This window comes from Vibrio algicola (assembly GCF_009601765.2).
Taxonomy (GTDB): domain Bacteria; phylum Pseudomonadota; class Gammaproteobacteria; order Enterobacterales; family Vibrionaceae; genus Vibrio; species Vibrio algicola.
In genome coordinates, this window is record NZ_CP045700.1 from 104446 (window position 1) to 122925 (window position 18480).

The following is an 18480-nucleotide window of genomic DNA, read 5'->3' on the forward strand; positions in this document are numbered from 1 at the left end:
TTGTATGGTTAAGTGAATAAGCGTACACGGTGGATGCCTAGGCAGTCAGAGGCGATGAAGGACGTATTAACTTGCGATAAGCGTAGATAAGGCAGTAAAAGCCACTTGAGTCTACGATTTCCGAATGGGGAAACCCACGTGCATAAGCACGTATTATTAACTGAATACATAGGTTAATAAGGCGAACCCGGGGAACTGAAACATCTAAGTACCCGGAGGAAGAGAAATCAACCGAGATTCCGAAAGTAGCGGCGAGCGAAATTGGATTAGCCCTTAAGCTTTATATGATGCAGGTGAAGGCTCTGGAAAGTGCCGCGATACAGGGTGATAGCCCCGTAACCGACACATCATACTAAGTGAAAACGAGTAAGGCGGGACACGTGATATCCTGTTTGAATATGGGGGGACCATCCTCCAAGGCTAAATACTCCTGACTGACCGATAGTGAACCAGTACCGTGAGGGAAAGGCGAAAAGAACCCCTGTGAGGGGAGTGAAATAGAACCTGAAACCGTGTACGTACAAGCAGTAGGAGCACCTTCGTGGTGTGACTGCGTACCTTTTGTATAATGGGTCAGCGACTTAATTTTAGTAGCAAGGTTAACCGTTTAGGGGAGCCGTAGGGAAACCGAGTCTTAACTGGGCGAATAGTTGCTAGGATTAGACCCGAAACCAGGTGATCTAGCCATGGGCAGGTTGAAGATTGAGTAACATCAATTGGAGGACCGAACCGACTAATGTTGAAAAATTAGCGGATGACTTGTGGCTAGGGGTGAAAGGCCAATCAAACCTGGAGATAGCTGGTTCTCCCCGAAAGCTATTTAGGTAGCGCCTCGGACGAATACTACTGGGGGTAGAGCACTGTTAAGGCTAGGGGGTCATCCCGACTTACCAACCCTTTGCAAACTCCGAATACCAGTAAGTAATATCCGGGAGACACACGGCGGGTGCTAACGTCCGTCGTGGAGAGGGAAACAACCCAGACCGCCAGCTAAGGTCCCAAAGTATAGCTAAGTGGGAAACGATGTGGGAAGGCTCAGACAGCCAGGATGTTGGCTTAGAAGCAGCCATCATTTAAAGAAAGCGTAATAGCTCACTGGTCGGTCGCCTGCGCGGAAGATGTAACGGGGCTAAGCTATACACCGAAGCTGCGGCAGCATAATTTATTATGCTGGGTAGGGGAGCGTTCTGTAAGCCGTTGAAGGTGAACTGAGAAGTTTGCTGGAGGTATCAGAAGTGCGAATGCTGACATGAGTAACGATAAAGGGAGTGAAAAACTCCCTCGCCGGAAGACCAAGGGTTCCTGTCCAACGTTAATCGGGGCAGGGTAAGTCGACCCCTAAGGCGAGGCTGAAAAGCGTAGTCGATGGGAAACGGGTTAATATTCCCGTACTTCTTATAAATGCGATGGGGGGACGGAGAAGGCTAGGTGGGCCTGGCGATGGTTGTCCAGGTTCAAGTGCGTAGGCTAATTTCTTAGGTAAATCCGGGAAATTGTTAGGCTGAGACACGATGTCGAGTCACTACGGTGATGAAGTCATTGATGCCATACTTCCAGGAAAAGCCTCTAAGCTTCAGTTTATAAGAAATCGTACCCCAAACCGACACAGGTGGTCGGGTAGAGAATACCAAGGCGCTTGAGAGAACTCGGGTGAAGGAACTAGGCAAAATGGTACCGTAACTTCGGGAGAAGGTACGCTCCTGTTGGTGATGAGACTTGCTCTCTAAGCTGACGGGAGTCGCAGATACCAGGTGGCTGCAACTGTTTATTAAAAACACAGCACTGTGCAAAATCGTAAGATGACGTATACGGTGTGACGCCTGCCCGGTGCCGGAAGGTTAATTGATGGGGTTAGACTTCGGTCGAAGCTCTTGATCGAAGCCCCGGTAAACGGCGGCCGTAACTATAACGGTCCTAAGGTAGCGAAATTCCTTGTCGGGTAAGTTCCGACCTGCACGAATGGCGTAATGATGGCCACGCTGTCTCCACCCGAGACTCAGTGAAATTGAAATCGCTGTGAAGATGCAGTGTACCCGCGGCTAGACGGAAAGACCCCGTGAACCTTTACTACAGCTTGGCACTGAACATTGAACCTACATGTGTAGGATAGGTGGGAGACTTTGAAGCATTGTCGCTAGATGATGTGGAGTCGTCCTTGAAATACCACCCTTGTAGTTTTGATGTTCTAACATAGGTCCCTAATCGGGATTGTGGACAGTGCCTGGTGGGTAGTTTGACTGGGGCGGTCTCCTCCCAAAGAGTAACGGAGGAGCACGAAGGTGGGCTAAACACGGTTGGACATCGTGTGGTTAGTGCAATGGCATAAGCCCGCTTGACTGCGAGAATGACAATTCGAGCAGGTGCGAAAGCAGGTCATAGTGATCCGGTGGTTCTGAATGGAAGGGCCATCGCTCAACGGATAAAAGGTACTCCGGGGATAACAGGCTGATACCGCCCAAGAGTTCATATCGACGGCGGTGTTTGGCACCTCGATGTCGGCTCATCACATCCTGGGGCTGAAGTCGGTCCCAAGGGTATGGCTGTTCGCCATTTAAAGTGGTACGCGAGCTGGGTTTAGAACGTCGTGAGACAGTTCGGTCCCTATCTGCCGTGGGCGTTGGAAGATTGAAGGGGGCTGCTCCTAGTACGAGAGGACCGGAGTGGACGAACCACTGGTGTTCGGGTTGTCATGCCAATGGCATTGCCCGGTAGCTAAGTTCGGAATCGATAAGTGCTGAAAGCATCTAAGCACGAAGCGAGCCCTGAGATGAGTCTTCCCTGGCGCTTTAAGCGTCCTAAAGGGTTGTTCGAGACTAGAACGTTGATAGGCAGGGTGTGTAAGTGCTGCGAGGCATTGAGCTAACCTGTACTAATTGCCCGTGAGGCTTAACCATACAACACCTAAAGGGTTTTGTTGTTGGATTTAATAGAAGATACGAATAGATACTTGAATTTGTGTGAGAACGAATTAGCAAAGCAGCTTTCCGAATTAGTTAAGACGAAATCGTCTTAACAAAGAATATTGCTTGGCGACCATAGCATTGTGGACCCACCTGATTCCATGCCGAACTCAGAAGTGAAACGCAATAGCGCCGATGGTAGTGTGGGGTTTCCCCATGTGAGAGTAGGACATCGCCAGGCTTGAATTTAGTTTTTAGATTTTTATAAATCTAAAAATAAAAAAAGCCCACTAGAAATAGTGGGCTTTTTTACGTCTGTATCATGCCATTAAATACCAATTCCATTTAATATTTGATCAATTTGAGTATGCCGAAAAGCTACTGTTTGTTCTTGGTTACTCGAGAGTGACCTCGATGACCCCTCTCAAGCTTTTTTCCTACGCAATATCTCTACATCTCATTATTTTTAGCTGTTTTACAACGGTAAAGATAGCCCTGCTTGAAAACTATCTTGATCGGTTAATGGGTTATTATCACTGCGAATATATTGAGTGTAGAAACCGATTGGTAACACATTCATGATCAAAGTATCAATATGTAGCCCTATGATACCTTGATTTATCGAGATATCGCCGAGTGCATTTACCTGGCCTAAGTCATAACGACGATACGACATTTCAACCATTTCTCGGCACAAAGAAATAGGCCCTTTGAACGAATAAGCAGAAAGGTTAATTACTTTCGACAATTTTAATTGAGCAGAGCTAGCGGTTTCGGCAAAAGCATCATCTTTGAGCGATGGCATAATAAAGGTGCTTGGGTCATTATTAATAAAATCAGTACCTTCGCTTAATTCAACCCCTCGGCGTTCACTCCTACCTACTTGATTGGTATCACTGTTTGAATATTTACCTGAGAGATTAATGTAAAACTCAGCGGGTAAATCTGTGCCGAGTGATAGCGATACACCACGAATATTATCGTTTCGGTCCTGAACACCATAAACTGATAGTGCCGCTTCTTTGTTTAACAACCAACTATTACCATAATGTTCGGTACGAGATATATCGAATTGTACTGATAATGGTTCGCGCTCGTCTAACTTGTAATCTTGATAATAATTACCCGATACTTCAGCATCCCAAAAACCAGTTTGAAGGAAAGGCAAACGTAATTGCGCGGCGAGACCTCCGTCTCGAGTTTGATTTTTCTGTTGGTTCGGATCTGAGTAATTGTCATTTAATACGTAGTAACCACGGACACCAACCATCAAAAAATATTGGTTATTACTAAAGCCTGCGCCGATTAAATCACTGTAGTCGCTATCATTCATCGCCCAAAGTCGATAAGTACTGCGATGCAGCGGATCGGTAAATTCAAAGGTTGCGTTATAGCGCCACTTTATTTCATCTTCATCTTGATCATCGGTTTCTACCACAGCGAAAGCATTTATGAACCGCGACTATAACGAATATTGTTAAAAAAACCGTAGTCGCTATCAGTATTGAGTGGCACGGGTTTTAGTTGCGCCAGCTTTTGTTGTTGCTGCTCGGCAAGGCCATCTTCACCATCCCATAATAATGTCACTTGGTAAGGCGCTTGATGTTTAGCTTCTAATGGCTCAATCGTATAGTAATAATCATCGGCTGAGATCGCGGTTGCTACCACTTGCTTGTCATTGACAAGTCTCGCATCAATGATGTTATCTGAGCTAAGAACAGGTTCAATTTTGCCATTTTTAGTTCTAAAAAGTGAGCTGCCGGTTTCAGTATTGGCAATAAAGTAGAGCTGACCTTGGCTATCGACATCTTTCACCATCGCATAGAAAGCAGGCAAGGTGAGTATGGCTTCTTTATTGCGATATAAAGTGCGACTATTGCCTTTTTGGATGAAGTAATAAAGGTCGTCATTCTTAACCAATACTGAGGAATTCACCGCTTGATAAAACTCATCACCAACATAAAGTTGAGGTTGAACAAAAGACTCGGTGATTTTGAAGTACACGTCACGACCATCACTCATAAAGCCTTGGTGGACTCGACCTTCACTGCCACTTTTGATTAGAGCATCATCATCAAATAACCCTTGCGTAGTGCGCCAAACCGAAGTTCTTCGACCTGAAACGGTATAATCTTCATCGTTTATGTTGTACACCTTGCCCATGTCTAAGCTGCTATTTTCTTCACTCACATCCCCATTAGTTAAATCATAGCGGACTAATTTAGGTGCGCTCACAGCATCAGGGTTGGTTAAGAAAATAATCTGACCTTGTTGCGTATTGAGTTCACCATAATATTTAGAGCGAGCGATCACTTTACCTTGCGCTAATTGCATGTTTTTCGCTTGTTGGGTTTCTTCTTCTGCCCAAGCGGCAAATGTGGTATCAAAAGTTTCTCCCACGGTTTGTTTGGTTGGATTATTGACTTGGAAAGGCCATAACCAGTGTTGGGAGCGGTTTTTAAAGAACTTATTGGTGGTGTCTAAACCGTAAGTTTCTGCTAGGTAATATTGATATTGCGAACCAAAGATATAGGCACTTTCACCAAACGGAAAGAAGAGAGTGTCGTTATAAAGGCGTTTTGGTGTTAAATAACCTGCTTTGGCGTGAACATGTGTCATTGCTCGATAAAGGCCACTGTAGAGTCGTCCGCCTTGCCCATGCCACGATTCATTCAATACCGCATTCCCTTCAAGCATAAAGCGTGCAGAGGTTGAGTTAGGCAATACGGCGGGAATAATGCCAACAGGGCCAATGTTCCCGGTACGTAGGACGCTAAATATCGATTGTGAGATCAGATTATCTTTGGCATTCATTTGGTAGTCGTGCGCAGTTTCATGGAATAATAATGTGTCTAACCATGAACTAGAAGTGAAGTAATCCGGTAGTTGCGCCCCACCCATATAGTTGATTTGTCGGTTGAGGGGGTATTGGCTTGAAAAACCATTGGCAATTTGGTTATAAGACGACATCAGCCCAACATTGAGGCGACTATCCATTTTAAAGCCAAAAGTATCTTCATATGCAGGTTGTAGAATTTGCTCTACTGCAGCGGCATGTTCGGCGTGAGGTTTGTTCTCTTCGGTATAGATAATGCGAGTATTACGAATATCTTGGGTGTAGTAATCTTGATCTTATGCCACCCCTGAATCATTGGAACGAACTAATGGGACTGCGTGTGCAAAATTGGGTAAGATTGCGGTTAATGCCAGCGCCAGGGGTAATCGCTTCATTTGTTATTCTCTTATTGGATGATAAGTCATAAATAAGGTTACTTTAATTATTAACTTTGTGTATGTATTAGTGCGAACTCATTTGTGAGGTGTTTGATGATATCACATTTAGCTCAATTTAAAACAATGTTCAATTGATGCGTAAACATAAAAAACATGAGTTAGATTGTGGCTAACTCATGGTGTATTTAATAGAACAGTCTTACTTAAGCTTGTGTTTTAAGGCTTTTGACTCAAGGCATCATCAATATCTTGTGCGCTATGACGCTCAGCTACTGCTTCCCACGCTTCACCCATTGGCTTATTGACGATACGTCCACGCTGAACGGCAGGGCGATCTAAAATAGCCTTAGCCCAACGTTGTAGGTTTTTGTAGCTGCCAACATCTAAGAACTCAGCGGCGTTGTAAGCATTGCCAAGTGCAAGATTACCGTACCAAGGCCAAATGGCGATATCTGCAATGGTGTATTCTTCACCAGCGATAAAGGTATTGTTTGCCAATTGCTTATCTAATACATCTAACTGACGTTTGGCTTCCATTGAAAAGCGGTTAATCGGGTATTCAAATTTCTCTGGCGCATAGGCGTAAAAATGGCCAAAACCGCCGCCTAAATACGGAGCCGATCCTTGTAACCAGAACAACCAGTTCATCACTTTGACGCGATCTTCTAATGCTGTTGGCAGGAAGTGACCAAACTTGTCAGCTAAATACAACAAGATAGAGCCGGACTCAAATACGTTAATTGGCGTAGGACCTGAACGATCGACTAAGGCTGGGATCTTTGAATTAGGATTGACCTCGACAAAGCCAGATGAGAATTGATCGCTATCGCCAATTTTAATTAAATAGGCATCGTATTCAGCCCCTGAAATGCCTTTCGCCAGCAACTCTTCGAGCATAATCGTCACTTTTTGTCCATTAGGTGTTCCCATTGAATGCAATTGAATGGGATGTTTACCTACCGGTAATTCTCGCTCAAAACGAGCACCAGAATCTGGACGGTTAATGCTGCCCCAAGTGCCACCATTCTCTTCTTCCATGGTCCAAACTTTAGCTGGAGTATAATCGTTATTCATCTGCTTTCCTTATAGTGAAACGAACGGTATTGAAACCGATCACAATGATTAGATAGCCCGATAGTGACGACACTGCTTTGATAGGTGTCGGGTATTTGTCTTATCGCTTACTAACAATATAACGAACAGACCGCTCAATTTCATTTTTTTGTTCATTCGACCCCAAACGAATAGCCATTAAAGTAATGAGATCACCAGATAGTGGCTACGATTGCTATCATCACAGTTAACAATCTAATTGCTGTAATAGGTATAAAAAAGCCCCGTGTGATCATCTATCACACGGGACTTAATGCTTTAATTGCTTAAATCAATTATTCAGCGATAGCAGCCACAACTGAAATTTCGACTAATAGCTCAGGGCTTGCCATTGATGCTTGAACACAAGCGCGAGCTGGAGCGTGACCTTCTGGAACCCAGTTGTCCCATACGTTATTCATTTCAGCGAACATAGACATATCTTTAATGTAGATTGTTGCGCTTAAAATATGCTGACGGCTGCTGCCTACTTCAGCCAATAAGGCATCCACTTTAGCGAGCATGGTTTCAGTTTGGTCAGTAATGCCTTTGGTGCGATCTTCGGCAACTTGGCCACAAAGATAAACCGTGTTGTTGTGCTTAACGATACGGCTCATACGGGCTTTAGTGTGGTGGCGTTCAATAGTCATGCGGTCTCCAAAAATAATAAAAATCACGGGTGGCGTGATGATGGCGGCAGTATACCTAAATTTGAGCTTGTGATTCATTAATTTTAATCAAAAAAACGACCAACTTAATGAGTAAGTTGGTCGCTTGTCTATTTACTTTTATTGGATGTATTAATTATGTACATCAATTCATCACTGTAATTATACTTCAGCCGATTGTACGCTTACTTCGCCATCTTTTGAGCGACAAACCGCAGCGGTAAAGACCACATCGGTTGAGCTATTCAGCGCCGTTTCAGCTGAATCTTGGATAACACCAATAATAAAGCCGACACCAACGACTTGCATCGCCACATCGTTTGAAATGCCAAATAAGCTACAAGCCAGTGGGATAAGCAGCAATGAACCGCCGGCAACACCTGAAGCGCCACAAGCTGATACCGCCGCAACCACACTAAGCAGTACTGCGGTGAAGATATCCACTTGAATGCCCAGAGTGTTAACGGCTGCAAGTGTCAATACGGTAATGGTGATCGCCGCGCCCGCCATATTAATGGTCGCACCGAGTGGAATCGATACCGAATAAGTATCTTCATTGAGTTTTAGTTTCTCACACAATGCCATGTTCACTGGAATATTGGCGGCACTTGAACGAGTAAAGAACGCCGTTACACCACTTTCGCGTAAGCAACGAAATACTAATGGGTATGGGTTTTGTTTGGTTTTTACGAACACAATTATTGGGTTTAACACTAGGGCAATAAAGAACATTGACCCTAATAAAACCGCTAATAAATGTACGTAGCCCGCAAGTGCAGCAAAGCCTGTAGTAGCAAACGTGGATGCGACTAGACCGAAGATACCAATTGGCGCAAGGCGAATAATAAAGCGAACCATAATAGTGACGCCGTGGCTCACATCCGTAAGCATAGTTTTAGTTGCTTCACTGGTGTGGCGCAGGGTAATACCAAAACCAATCCCCCAAGCTAGAATACCAATGTAGTTGGCTTCAACTAAGGCATTAATTGGGTTATCGACCACTTTAAATAGCAAAGTATGCAGAACTTCTGCAATACCTTGTGGTGGGGTAGTGCCGGTTGCGCCTGCCACTAAGGTTAAATGGGTTGGGAACATAAAGCTAAAGGTCACTGCGGTCAGTGATGCCAATAATGTGCCTAAAAGATAAAGAACAATAACGGGGCGCATATTACTGTTAGCATTTTGTTTTTGGTTGGCAATCGACGCTGCGACTAAAATGAAAACCAAAATAGGGGCGACGGCTTTTAATGCGCCAACAAATAATCCCCCGATCATCGAAACACTTTTTGCAGCTTCCGGTGACACCAGTGCCAGTACGATACCAGCAGCAATGCCGAGTAATATTTGTAGCACTAAATTGCCATTAGCAAGTTTAGATATAATTGTTGTGTCGTTTTGCATAATTCAACCTGTTTATCGTTTTAAAATGACGAATAAAGTCCAGTTCATTCGATCCTGTTAACAGTCTTGTTATTAGGAACTCACCATCATAACGGCTCTAGTGAATCTGTCTATACATCAGAAGGTTTAAAATAGAAACATGCGGAAATAACTATCATCTGCAAGTTAATATATTGTTACTTAAATGTTGGTTGGTTTTATATCACGAAGTTGAAAGGCAATTAAAGAGCTTTATTGAGCTTTTGTGCGCTAGGTTTATAGGTTTAAATTCATCCTTTTTCAAGATTTATGAGCGAGTGATTTTATCTTATTGATATCTAAAACGATAAAGTGAACTCTATACTATGCACCTTCAATGGAAAGTTTTGACTGATCAGAGTTGTTTAACGAGGAGGTGCTAGAGGGTTTCGCTCATTTTTATTTTAAATCGGTTCTCTTTAATATCAGATTCGGGTTGGGACAATTATTCAGGTAATAATCAGCTTGAGCGGGATCAATTACACCCGGATAATCGTCGGTATGATTACCCATATCTTGGATGATTTGCAGATGTAGATGTGAGGCCCAACCGCCATTTTCATTGCTCGCACCTATACGGGCAAACTGCTCACCTTGTTGGATGCTTTTACCAATAAATAAATCAGCTAAAGAATCTCTAGATAAATGACCGTAAAGGGTATGGAAAACCAAGCCATCAAGTTGGTGACATAAAATAATAGTGGGACCGTAATCACCCTGTGTTTGATGATCGGCAAATCCAAAAATCTTGCCATCAAGCGGTGCAAATACCGGCGTGTGCGTAGGAACCCCTAAATCGATGCCAATATGCATAGTACGAGCTTGGCTATCTGAAAAATTATCTGTGTCTTGATAAATTGTGCGTTCTTCTGCGTAGCGTCCGATCTCAACTTTGGCTTGAATAACTTGTGCTTGGCGTTTTATTTCATCGGCAAAGCTATGCCCAGCAGTGACTTTTCCCCAAATATCACTGGTGGCTGAGAGATCGACAATTAAACCAATCCCAAATTGAAATTCCTTTGGCAAAACTGGATGACAAGTCGTTTGTGCTAATTGCTGGGCTAACGAAGCAGAAGTCAAACTCGTCATTATTGAGCCTCATGATTAGATTGAGACGGGAGAGGTTTTGGCACTAATAAAATTGCAATAAGGTAACCTAGCACCGCAATCGCGGTTGGCAGAATTAACTCGATATTAACCAAGCGAGCGGTGATATAACCGGTTAATGTCCAAGCTAAACCGACCATCGCACTGGATAACGCCATTGCCCAACCTTGGTCTGAGTGACTGGCCCTATCCGATAATGAAGTAATGTATAACGGAAAGGATAATGCCACCATGATCGCGGTGAAAATCATCGCAATTACATGGGTGGTTGGGGTTGGTGTGATCGCCAGTAATAACATACCCACTGCGGCAAAAAATAATACTGTGCGTAAAGCTGTGGTGAGCTTAAGGTAAGTCAAAATTAGGCGGGGAAGCAGTAATAATGATGCCATCATCACAATGCCAATTCCCATCATATAGAATTGATAAAAATCACTTTCGACCGAAATATTCCATTTTTGTGGTAGTAGAAAAGAAATATTTTGGAAATATAAACTCCAGCTAAATTGACAAATAAACACGATGGCTAAACAAGGTAGCAGTCCAGTTTTGCTGCGTGCGAGAGGCGCTGCAAGTGACCATGGATTTTCTTCGCTTAAAGCCGTTTGTGTTGGCAGTTTTATGAGATTCAATAATAACAAACAGACTAAAGCGATGACTAAGCAGGCATAAAATGGAGCTTGAGCGCCATACAGTGCGGATAATTTGCTGCCCAGTGCCGGTCCAAAAGACATCGCGGCGGTCATTACCACTGCCACTAAACTCATTAAGGTGGCTTTATTTTTGCCTTGGCTGTTATCCGACAAAATAGCTTGAGCGATCGGTTGGCTAGCCGAGCCTAAACTGTTGATCATATTACCGGCAAATAACAATACGACCGAGCCTACCACAATGGCATATATGGGCATGGCAAAGCCAATAGCACCAACCATGAGGCATAATGCCATTACGATCTTTCGATTAAATCGATCGGCAAAGCGAGCGATAAAAGGGGTAAATAACATCGAAATAAAGGGTGCCAACGACATCACAGTACCAAATAAATTACGACGTTGTTCAAGTGGCATGGCTTGCGCTATTTGCAAAGAATGATCAGTGAGAAACAAGCTAACATAAGCTGGAATCGTAATAAAAAATCCGGCAGAACCAAGAAAAATTATGCCATAAAGAACAAATAAAGTGGTAATAGGCAGAGGGGTAGCAGGCTTTGATTGGTACATCGTGTCTCCAAACTCAACACATCCATGAATTCCGACCATTTTAATCAGGTATTCACTATTATCAAGTATTCAAGATATTTTACTGAACGTTTTTATTGTTCACATTGTTATTGCTGTTTTCTTGAACAATTCGCATTCTCTAGCTAGCTTTAATTAACATGTCAGAAGATGTGTACTCAAATTAGATATTTATAGAGCTCTTTGCTCACCTTGCCGTATCAGTGTGTTCACAACGCTCTATACCTGTATTACTTGAAACGGTAATTGGGGTCTGGTTGGTTTAGAACAACGGACGTATTTTGTTGATATTTCACAGGCAGGTGAGGAGGGGTCTTGGATAGATCATTGAGTCGAACCTACGCGGTACTAAGTCGAAATATTTTATTCGCATGGAATGTGGGTATGTATTGGGCTTTGGCATTGGTGTTAATTGTCCCCTCTACAGCAATCGCGCAAGAGACGCGCCTTAATCTTACCCGTGGTGTGACTGAGATCAGTGGCAAGGTTTATCATCTGCACATGTTGATTTTTTATGTCTGTGTGGCGATTGCCATTGTGGTGTTTGGCATTATGTTTTACTCGATTCTCCGTCATCGCAAATCTCGTGGCGCAGTGGCTGCGAACTTTCACGAAAGCACTAAAGTCGAAATTATTTGGACTATTATCCCCGTTATTATTCTTATCCTGATGGCGATCCCTGCCACTAAAACTTTAATCGATATGGAAGATACCTCGCAAAGCGATCTCACTATTACCGTGACGGGATCCCAATGGAAATGGCACTACAGCTACTTTAATCAAGGGGTCGAGTTTTATAGCTTTATGAATACCTCACAACAACAAATCGAAGGCACAGAAGAAAAAGGTCAACATTACTTATTAGAAGTTGATCGACCTTTGGTGCTACCCATTAATCGAAAAGTGCGCTTTTTAATGACTTCTGATGATGTGATCCATTCTTGGTGGGTACCCGATTTTGCAGTGAAAAAAGATGCCGTGCCTGGGTTTATTAATGAGGCGTGGACCAAAATAGATAAGCCCGGCATTTATCGCGGCCAATGTGCCGAGTTATGCGGACGCAATCATGGCTTTATGCCGATTGTGGTTAAAGCAGTGCCAGAAAAAGATTTCGATATTTGGCTTAGTGAGCAACAACAAATAGTCGCACAGCAAAAAATAGAACAAGAGAAAGCACTAGATAAAACCTTACCACTAGAAGAATTAATGACCAAAGGCGAAAAAATATATAACGAACGATGCAGCGTTTGTCATCAAGTGACAGGGTTAGGTATGGGAACGGTTTTCCCTGCATTAAAGGGCAGTAAAGTGGCGCTTGGACCGGTTGAGCATCATATCGATGTGGTATTGCATGGTGTATCTGGCACGGCAATGCAAGCTTTTGCTAACCAATTATCACAAGAAGAAATTGCCGCAGTTGTGACTTATGAAAGAAATGCTTGGGGTAATGATACTGGCGATGCGGTGCAAGCATCCGATATCAAAAAAGCGTTAATGCCAGAAAATGAATCAAGTGATGCCAGCCAATCCGTGGAGGTAAAATGATGAATACACCAATGGATAATCTTGATCATAACGAGAATGCCCACGGTCCGCAAAAAGGCATCAAGCGTTGGATGTATTCCACCAATCATAAAGATATCGGCACCTTATATTTATGGTTTAGCTTGATCATGTTTTTCACTGGTGGGGCGATGGCAATGGTGATCCGCGCCGAGCTCTTTCAACCTGGATTACAATTAGTTGAGCCTAATTTCTTTAATCAAATGACCACAGTGCATGGTTTAATCATGGTATTTGGCGCCGTGATGCCAGCTTTTACTGGTTTAGCTAATTGGATGATCCCATTAATGATTGGTGCGCCGGATATGGCGTTGCCGCGCATGAATAATCTCAGTTTTTGGATTTTGCCTTTTGCGTTCCTGATTTTACTCTCCTCATTGTTGACTGATGGTGGTGGCCCTAATTTTGGTTGGACTTTCTACGCGCCGCTTTCTACCACTTATGCTCCAGATAGTACCGCGCTATTTGTATTTTCTATTCATATCATGGGTATCAGCTCGATCATGGGGGCGATCAATGTGATCGTGACTATTGTGAATATGCGCGCACCAGGGATGAGTTGGATGAAGATGCCAATGTTTGTGTGGACATGGCTTATTACAGCCTTTTTATTAATTGCGGTAATGCCAGTATTAGCGGGTGCGGTCACCATGATATTGACCGACAAGTACTTTGGCACCAGTTTTTTCGATGCGGCTGGGGGCGGCGATCCTGTGATGTTCCAGCATATTTTTTGGTTTTTCGGTCATCCTGAAGTGTACATTATGATTTTACCGTCATTCGGTATTATTTCGGCGATTATCCCGACTTTTAGTGGCAAGCGGTTGTTTGGTTATCATTCGATGGTGTACGCCACTTGCGCGATTGCAGGCTTGTCTTTCTTAGTGTGGGCCCATCACATGTTTACTACTGGCATGCCGGTTTTTGCCGAAATATTCTTTATGTATTGCACCATGCTGATATCGGTGCCGACTGGGGTTAAAGTATTTAACTGGGTGGCAACCATGTGGCGTGGATCGCTCACTTTTGAAACCCCGATGTTATTTGCGATTGCGTTTATTGTGTTATTTACCATTGGTGGATTTTCCGGTTTGATGCTTGCTATTGTGCCGGCTGATTTTCAATATCACGATACCTATTTTGTGGTGGCGCACTTTCATTATGTGTTGGTAACAGGGGCGGTATTTTCAATTATGGCGGCGGCCTATTATTGGTTGCCCAAATGGACTGGCAATATGTACAACCAAACTTTGAGTTTATGGCATTTTTGGTTGTCGTTGGTGTCGGTTAATGTGTTGTTCTTCCCGATGCACTTTCTAGGATTGGCTGGCATGCCAAGACGGATTCCTGATTATGCGATCCAATTTGCCGACGTTAACCAAATAGTCTCGATTGGCGGTTTTGCTTTTGGATTATCACAACTTTTATTCTTAGTGGTGGTGGTGAAATGTATTCGAGGAGGAGAGGCTGCGCCCGCCAAACCTTGGGAGCGAGCTGAAGGGCTAGAATGGACAGTACCAAGTCCAGCGCCGCACCATACATTCTCAACACCACCGAAAGTGGATTAAGGTGTTGCTATGGCGAACAACGATCTTAAGCATGGCAAACAAGGTCTGAATCAGAAGCGGTTAATTAGCTATTTGTTGCTGGGCGTGATCGGCATGTTCGCGTTTGGTTTTGCCTTAGTGCCGCTGTACGACATTATGTGCGACAAACTGGGCATTAATGGCAAAACTAATACTGTGGCCGCTTCATCACAAGGGCTCACAATCGATACGTCACGCAAAGTGTTAGTGCAATTTATTTCTAATGTTAGTCCTAGTATTCCATGGACATTTCGCCCTAATCAAACCGAAATATTTGTTCATCCAGGGCAGGTGATAAAAACCACCTACCATGCGGTCAATAATGGCAATAAAGCCATGATAGGTCAGGCGGTTCCTTCTATATCGCCGGGATTAGCGGCGACTCATTTTAATAAGATTGAGTGTTTTTGTTTTAATCATCAACCTTTAGGTGCCCATGCGGTCGCTGAGTTACCCGTCATTTTTTATGTTGATCATCAACTGCCACAATCAATAAACACGCTGACATTGTCCTATACTTTATATGACATTACCGACAAGCAAAAAGTCACCACTGAAATAACGAAAAAACCAGTAGTAGAGGATGTTATTGACATTGTGGTTAGCAAAGGTGATCGACAAGTGGTGAGAAATGTATTCAATGTCGCTCAGAATTAAATGATGACCACATTGTGAAAACATCAAGCTTATAGGCTTGAGAAAGGATAAAGGATGGTCCTAAGTCGTTCATGTTTATGAAGGATTCATCGAAAACCATGCTGTTATTTATTCCATTTATTGAGGCAGCATAGATGGTTGGAGAAGGAGAGCCAGAGAATGAATAAACACATTGAAAGTGTTGCTAGCCCAGTATCGCCAAAGCAAGCGTTACAAATACAGCAAAAACAAGCACGACAAGATGAATTTACTCGTAGTGCCACTAAACAACCGCAAGTGTATTATGTGCCGCCGGAGAGTAATTGGCCGATCGTCGGTGCGTTAGCCTTGTTTATGATCGCGGTTGGGGCGGGGTTGTATATTCAAGATAAAGCTTTTACCAGTGATTTGGGGGGCTTGGTATTACTGGCGGGTATTGGCACCTTAATTGTGATGCTGGTGGGTTGGTTTAGTAACGTGGTGCAAGAATCTGTTTCAGGTTTATATTCCAATCAACTGAGTCGTTCTTTTAGACAAGGAATGAGCTGGTTTATCTTCTCTGAAGTGATGTTTTTTGGCGCCTTTTTTGGGGCGTTATTTTATGCCCGTATGATTTCCGTTCCTTGGCTAGGGGGCGCATCTAATAATGGCATGACTCATGAAGTGTTGTGGCCCGCATTTGAAGCAATTTGGCCTTTGATCACCACGCCTGCTGGTGGTGTGACCGAAGCGATGCCATGGCAAGGCTTGGCATTAATGAACACTATTATTCTGCTTACCTCTTCTATTACTCTGCACTTTGCGCACCTTAATTTAGAAAAAAATCATCGAACTGCTTTGATCGTGTGGTTAGAAATCACCATCGTGTTGGCATTAGCATTCTTATTTTATCAAGGGCAAGAATACATTCACGCCTATCAAGAAATGGAATTAACGCTCCAGTCTGGTGTATATGGCAATACCTTCTTCTTGTTAACCGGATTCCATGGGGTGCATGTCACGCTAGGAACACTTTTTCTTATTGTGCTGCTGGTGCGAATTTCCTTTGATCATTTTTCCCCTAAAGATCATTTCGCATTTCAGGCTGGCAGTTGGTATTGGCACTTTGTTGATGTGGTTTGGTTGTGCTTGTTTGTGTTTGTTTATGTGTTGTAGGCGATGAATACCGGTGGAGAGACGAGAACAAAAAAATAAAAAAGAACACCAATGAGTCAATAAGGTCTCGGATTCGGGGTAATGATGCCAGAAGCCATGAGGAAAATAAGGAATAACATCACGCAAACAGCGAAGAGTAATCGACGGCCAATAAAATGAGTCATAGAAGGCGGATTTATAGGTGAATTTTCATTGTCAGACGATTCTCTTACCATCACATATAAGGCGCGGGCGAGATTATAAAAAATGAAAAGGATCAAAACGACCAATAGAAACTTTATTAATAATATTGCTGTCATTGAGGCTCCTTGTCGCAGCGTGAAAAATGAATCATCGGGTCGAGCCAAAAAGCTATTTTTACTCCTGTTAACTGTGGCTCTATTTGTATTAATGGTCAAATTGGGATTTTGGCAATTGGCAAGAGGGGATCAAAAAGTGCAGATAGAACAAGCATTATTAGCCAAGCAAAATGCCGTGCCTATCAGCTTATCTCAATGGTTACAGCGTACTTCGCCTCGATTTGGTCAACAGGGACAAATTGATCAGCAGGCGCAAAAGGTTTGGCAGCACAATGGTGTTAAAATCGCCGTAACCGTGACCCCGACTCATTTATCATTAAACAGTGGCGCTAAGCAAACCCCGCAGACTAAGATCATTTTGCTCGATAACCAAACATGGCAAGGAAAAGTCGGCTACCTGGCTTTTCAAGTGGTCAAAATTCAAGCGCCATCAACAAGTATTGGGGCAACAAATAATCGTATTGCGGAGTTCGCCTTATTGGAACTTGGTTTTGTGGCAAGTGGTCCCGATCGTCGCATATTGCCGGCAGTCACGCGGCTACATTCCCCACAACATATTGTTGGTCGCTTATATCGTAAACAAACTAATCCGATGAGTGAGTCATTAATGGCGGAATCTGGTTGGCCGATGCGGATCCAAAACCTATCAATACCCGCCCTAACAACCAAATTGAATTTGCCTTTATTTGATTATGTTATCCAGCCTCTTTCGGTTTTAGCGTTAGAAAAACCGTTACCGCATCCGTGGAAACCCATTCCGATGACTTCAACTCGTCATTTTGGTTATGCGATTCAATGGTTTTGTATGGCGCTAGTGTTAGCGCTGTTGTCATTGTGGTTTGGTTATCAAATATGGCAGTCAAACCGAAAAACCATTATGTCGCAAACGACGCAAATTAAGGAGCCAAAATGATGCCCTCAAGTGTTCCGTCTCAACTCAATAGGCCTAAAGCTTCGGCTGTGAAAAACCGCAAAATACTGTGGTGGATGTTGCTGATTTTTTCTTTGCCAATTGTGGCGGCTAAGCTGATTTTGTTTTTTCATTGGTATCATTCTGGCGTGACTAACTATGGCGTATGGATATCCCCTAAAATGAGTTATCAATCAGTTAATATGGTAAACCCTGCGGCTAAATTATGGCAAATAGGGTATATCATGCCGCAAAAGTGTTTGGCTGTATGCCAGCAACAATTAGCACTTTTGCACCAATCCCATGTGGCACTGGGTAAAGATCAGCCTCGGGTGGCAACGGTAATATTGGTTAAACCGGATAGTGATAAGTCGGCTTTATCTGCTTGGGATTATCAACAAGTCGCGGTCAGTGAAACTTGGCTGAAAAACGAAAGTGCTCAATTTTCTCAACAAGATTTTGTGGTGATTGATCCATTAGGGGATTGGGTGATGCGTTATCCCGTGCCTTTAAATGCCCATCCCAAACCATCGCAGAATATTATCGATTCCGGTCAGCAATTGATGATGGATACACAGACCATTTCGCCCGCACTGAGCGCATCTGTTAAAGGCTTACTGGGCGATTTACGCAAACTGCTAAAGTTATCTCGAGTGGGATGAAAGGAGTTGAT

14 protein-coding genes and 2 rRNA genes are annotated in these 18480 nt (G+C 43.4%); 8 read left to right on the forward strand and 8 right to left on the reverse strand.

Going from position 1 to position 18480, the window contains the following annotated elements; genetic code table 11:
• Nucleotides 1-6 precede the first annotated feature (6 nt).
• Nucleotides 7-2894, forward strand: a 23S ribosomal RNA gene (locus GFB47_RS11965).
• 131 nt (nucleotides 2895-3025) lie between these two features.
• Nucleotides 3026-3141: ribosomal RNA gene (gene rrf / locus GFB47_RS11970) — 5S ribosomal RNA — on the forward strand.
• Between the two features lie 234 nt (nucleotides 3142-3375).
• Here the strand turns inward: rrf and GFB47_RS16575 are convergent.
• The 7 genes from GFB47_RS16575 to GFB47_RS12000 all read right to left on the reverse strand — a co-directional run bounded on the left by GFB47_RS16575 (nucleotide 3376) and on the right by GFB47_RS12000 (nucleotide 11640).
• On the reverse strand, nucleotides 3376-4338 hold the full coding sequence (locus GFB47_RS16575) for a hypothetical protein (RefSeq protein WP_225874339.1): 963 nt from the start codon (nucleotides 4336-4338) through the stop codon (nucleotides 3376-3378).
• Between the two features lie 11 nt (nucleotides 4339-4349).
• The gene (locus tag GFB47_RS16580; RefSeq protein WP_225874340.1) at nucleotides 4350-5897 is read right to left on the reverse strand and encodes a hypothetical protein; all 1548 of its coding nucleotides are present in this window, start codon (nucleotides 5895-5897) and stop codon (nucleotides 4350-4352) included.
• 453 nt (nucleotides 5898-6350) lie between these two features.
• Nucleotides 6351-7208: a glutathione-dependent disulfide-bond oxidoreductase gene (yghU, locus tag GFB47_RS11980; RefSeq protein WP_153448302.1), complete on the reverse strand. Its 858-nt coding sequence runs from the start codon at nucleotides 7206-7208 to the stop codon at nucleotides 6351-6353.
• Nucleotides 7209-7522: 314 nt separating this feature from the next.
• Nucleotides 7523-7876 (reverse strand): RidA family protein, encoded by a 354-nt coding sequence (locus GFB47_RS11985; RefSeq protein ID WP_153448303.1) that lies wholly within the window; start codon nucleotides 7874-7876, stop codon nucleotides 7523-7525.
• A gap of 180 nt (nucleotides 7877-8056) precedes the next feature.
• The gene (gene sstT / locus GFB47_RS11990; protein ID WP_153448304.1) at nucleotides 8057-9295 is read right to left on the reverse strand and encodes a serine/threonine transporter SstT; all 1239 of its coding nucleotides are present in this window, start codon (nucleotides 9293-9295) and stop codon (nucleotides 8057-8059) included.
• A gap of 417 nt (nucleotides 9296-9712) precedes the next feature.
• Nucleotides 9713-10402, reverse strand: coding sequence for a peptidoglycan DD-metalloendopeptidase family protein (locus tag GFB47_RS11995; protein WP_153448305.1), 690 nt, complete (start codon nucleotides 10400-10402; stop codon nucleotides 9713-9715).
• Nucleotides 10402-11640: an MFS transporter gene (locus GFB47_RS12000; protein ID WP_153448306.1), complete on the reverse strand. Its 1239-nt coding sequence runs from the start codon at nucleotides 11638-11640 to the stop codon at nucleotides 10402-10404. Before GFB47_RS12000 ends, GFB47_RS11995 begins: the two co-directional genes overlap by 1 nt.
• Nucleotides 11641-12042: 402 nt before the next feature.
• Here GFB47_RS12000 and coxB point away from each other — a divergent pair, with 402 nt between their 5' ends.
• The 4 genes from coxB (at nucleotide 12043) to GFB47_RS12020 (ending at nucleotide 16598) form a co-directional block, all read left to right on the forward strand.
• Nucleotides 12043-13203 carry a cytochrome c oxidase subunit II gene (coxB, locus tag GFB47_RS12005; RefSeq protein ID WP_153448994.1) on the forward strand — a complete coding sequence of 387 codons (1161 nt, stop codon included), beginning with the start codon at nucleotides 12043-12045 and terminating at the stop codon, nucleotides 13201-13203.
• Nucleotides 13200-14789 (forward strand): cytochrome c oxidase subunit I, encoded by a 1590-nt coding sequence (gene ctaD / locus GFB47_RS12010; RefSeq protein ID WP_225874341.1) that lies wholly within the window; start codon nucleotides 13200-13202, stop codon nucleotides 14787-14789. Before coxB ends, ctaD begins: the two co-directional genes overlap by 4 nt.
• 9 nt (nucleotides 14790-14798) lie before the next feature.
• On the forward strand, nucleotides 14799-15464 hold the full coding sequence (locus tag GFB47_RS12015) for a cytochrome c oxidase assembly protein (RefSeq protein WP_153448307.1): 666 nt from the start codon (nucleotides 14799-14801) through the stop codon (nucleotides 15462-15464).
• Between the two features lie 159 nt (nucleotides 15465-15623).
• Nucleotides 15624-16598 (forward strand): cytochrome c oxidase subunit 3, encoded by a 975-nt coding sequence (locus GFB47_RS12020; protein WP_153448308.1) that lies wholly within the window; start codon nucleotides 15624-15626, stop codon nucleotides 16596-16598.
• A 56-nt stretch (nucleotides 16599-16654) separates the two neighbouring features.
• Here GFB47_RS12020 and GFB47_RS16585 read toward each other — a convergent pair whose 3' ends face one another.
• Nucleotides 16655-16897, reverse strand: coding sequence for a DUF2909 domain-containing protein (locus tag GFB47_RS16585; protein WP_153448309.1), 243 nt, complete (start codon nucleotides 16895-16897; stop codon nucleotides 16655-16657).
• On the opposite strand from GFB47_RS16585, the gene GFB47_RS12030 reads away from it, so the two are divergent.
• Nucleotides 16845-17810 carry an SURF1 family protein gene (locus GFB47_RS12030; protein ID WP_153448310.1) on the forward strand — a complete coding sequence of 322 codons (966 nt, stop codon included), beginning with the start codon at nucleotides 16845-16847 and terminating at the stop codon, nucleotides 17808-17810. The genes GFB47_RS16585 and GFB47_RS12030 overlap by 53 nt on opposite strands.
• Complete coding sequence (locus tag GFB47_RS12035) at nucleotides 17807-18469, forward strand: hypothetical protein (RefSeq protein ID WP_225874342.1); 663 nt, start codon at nucleotides 17807-17809, stop codon at nucleotides 18467-18469. The genes GFB47_RS12030 and GFB47_RS12035 overlap by 4 nt, the downstream gene beginning before the upstream one ends.
• The last annotated feature ends 11 nt before the right edge of the window (nucleotides 18470-18480 follow it).

Bases quoted from the DNA above. Each gene is read 5' to 3' on its own strand.
- sstT (WP_153448304.1), bottom strand. From the start codon at position 9,295: ATGCAAAACGACACAACAATTATATCTAAACTTGCTAATGGCAATTTA.
- GFB47_RS16585 (WP_153448309.1), bottom strand. From the start codon at position 16,897: ATGACAGCAATATTATTAATAAAGTTTCTATTGGTCGTTTTGATCCTT.
- GFB47_RS11985 (WP_153448303.1), bottom strand. From the start codon at position 7,876: ATGACTATTGAACGCCACCACACTAAAGCCCGTATGAGCCGTATCGTT.
- GFB47_RS16580 (WP_225874340.1), bottom strand. From the start codon at position 5,897: ATGGATAGTCGCCTCAATGTTGGGCTGATGTCGTCTTATAACCAAATT.
- GFB47_RS12000 (WP_153448306.1), bottom strand. From the start codon at position 11,640: ATGTACCAATCAAAGCCTGCTACCCCTCTGCCTATTACCACTTTATTT.
- GFB47_RS12035 (WP_225874342.1), top strand. From the start codon at position 17,807: ATGATGCCCTCAAGTGTTCCGTCTCAACTCAATAGGCCTAAAGCTTCG.
- GFB47_RS12015 (WP_153448307.1), top strand. From the start codon at position 14,799: ATGGCGAACAACGATCTTAAGCATGGCAAACAAGGTCTGAATCAGAAG.
- ctaD (WP_225874341.1), top strand. From the start codon at position 13,200: ATGATGAATACACCAATGGATAATCTTGATCATAACGAGAATGCCCAC.
- GFB47_RS12020 (WP_153448308.1), top strand. From the start codon at position 15,624: ATGAATAAACACATTGAAAGTGTTGCTAGCCCAGTATCGCCAAAGCAA.
- GFB47_RS12030 (WP_153448310.1), top strand. From the start codon at position 16,845: ATGAAAAGGATCAAAACGACCAATAGAAACTTTATTAATAATATTGCT.
- yghU (WP_153448302.1), bottom strand. From the start codon at position 7,208: ATGAATAACGATTATACTCCAGCTAAAGTTTGGACCATGGAAGAAGAG.
- GFB47_RS11995 (WP_153448305.1), bottom strand. From the start codon at position 10,402: ATGACGAGTTTGACTTCTGCTTCGTTAGCCCAGCAATTAGCACAAACG.
- coxB (WP_153448994.1), top strand. From the start codon at position 12,043: ATGTATTGGGCTTTGGCATTGGTGTTAATTGTCCCCTCTACAGCAATC.